A 1,758-nucleotide genomic window follows, 5' to 3' on the forward strand; every position below is an offset into this window, starting at 1 on the left:
CGAGACCTTTTGTGCTGTGTATTATATTTTAGGAGCCTGCTATCAGTGTTAAACAAAAAGTGCTTGACAACTGTTAGCAGATTTTAGGAGAGCTTGGTGCTAAATGCACCAGGCAACCGGAAGCGCCTCCACGCTCCAACCAATTGCCTTAACGAAAGCCTATAGATAATATACTCCAATTGATAATCATTGTCAATAGTAAAATGAAAATATTTCTCACTTTTTTACATTTTCCCTGGCGAAAGAATCCATTTCACAAATACAGGACAACCTGTTAAACTAATAGGCATGAAACAAACCTTAGGAGTGTATAATCTGTGAAAACAAACCTTACTTGGGGAGAAACCCTCTCCATCACCAGCATGCTGTTCGGTCTATTCTTCGGTGCCGGCAACTTGATTTTTCCGGCCTTTATGGGCCAGGAAGCCGGCAGCAATGTCTGGTATGCGCTGGCCGGTTTTCTTATTACGGGCGTCGGCATGCCCATGCTGGCCGTGACGGCCCTTGGCATTACCGGCAGCAGCGGTCTCTTGAACCTAAGCCAGCGCATAGGCCGCCGATTCGGGCTGTTTTTTACCTGTGCCCTCTATCTAACCATCGGGCCATTTTTCGCCAGCCCTCGCTGTGTTACCGTTCCGTTTGAAATTGGCGCCAAGGCGCTGCTGCCAGCCGGTTTTAATGAGCAGTTGGCGCTCTTTCTCTTTTCTCTCGCCTTTATGGCCGCAGCGCTTTGGTTTTCCCTGCGTCCGGGCAAAATCCTTGTCTGGACAGGCAAAATCCTAACGCCCATTTTCCTCGTAGTCCTCGGTATCCTGTTGACGGCAGCGCTTACCCAGCCCACCAGTCCCGTCAATGCCTTTACGCCGACACCAGCTTATACCAGTGCCCCAGTTCTCCAAGGTCTGCTTGACGGCTATAATACCATGGATACTTTAGCAGGACTCGCCTTCGGCATCATCGTCGTCGATGTCATTCGCAAACTGGGTATCAAAGATTCTGGCGCCATCGCCAAGAACACCATCAAAGCAGGGGTATTCAGCTGCCTGCTCATGGGAATCATCTATATACTGGTAGCCCTTGCCGGTGCGGAAAGCCGCGGCTATGCCCCCATAAACGGCAATGGCGGCGCTGTCCTCGCGTCAATTTCCTCTTATTATTTCTCAGACGCCGGTGCGGCCTTGCTGGCTCTAATCGTGCTTTTCGCCTGCCTCAAGACCGTTATCGGACTGATTACCAGCTGTTCTGAGGCCTTCGTGGCGATGTTCCCCGGCAAATTCACCTATGAGCAGCTGTCTATAGCCTTTGCTATTATTACCTTTTTGATTGCCAATGTGGGCCTGTCGGCCATCATCCAGTTTTCCATTCCCGTGCTCATGATGCTTTATCCCATTGCCATTATGCTGACACTGACCTCGCTAGCAGGTCATATCTGCGGCCTTGACCGCCTGGTTGTCCGCAGTATCATGACTATGGTAGTGTTTAGTTCCGTCTTTGACTTTATAAAAGCACTGCCACCAGCCTGGCTCACCGCCTTCGGCCTTAACGGATTCGTGACTGCCCTAACCGCTGTCCTGCCGTTTTTCGCCCAAGGATTTGGCTGGATTCTCCCCGCACTGCTAGGACTTGTCATCGGCATTATCTTAAAGATTCTTCGCACAAAAACAAACGGGTCCCAATAAAAGGATGGTAAAATTACAGTTTGCAGGGTAGCAGTACCCAGTTCGTGTTCGAGGTAAGTCGCCGGCGGCGGGGGCCCCA

Annotated in this window: 1 protein-coding gene; it reads left to right on the top strand. The window is 50.6% G+C overall.

Annotated elements, in window-relative coordinates; genetic code table 11:
- Positions 1-317 precede the first annotated feature (317 nt).
- On the top strand, positions 318-1,679 hold the full coding sequence (gene brnQ, locus T504_RS0112090) for a branched-chain amino acid transport system II carrier protein (protein WP_033171314.1): 1,362 nt from the start codon (positions 318-320) through the stop codon (positions 1,677-1,679).
- Positions 1,680-1,758 lie beyond the last annotated feature (79 nt).

Source organism: Selenomonas sp. ND2010 (assembly GCF_000702005.1).
GTDB lineage: Bacteria > Bacillota > Negativicutes > Selenomonadales > Selenomonadaceae > Selenomonas_A.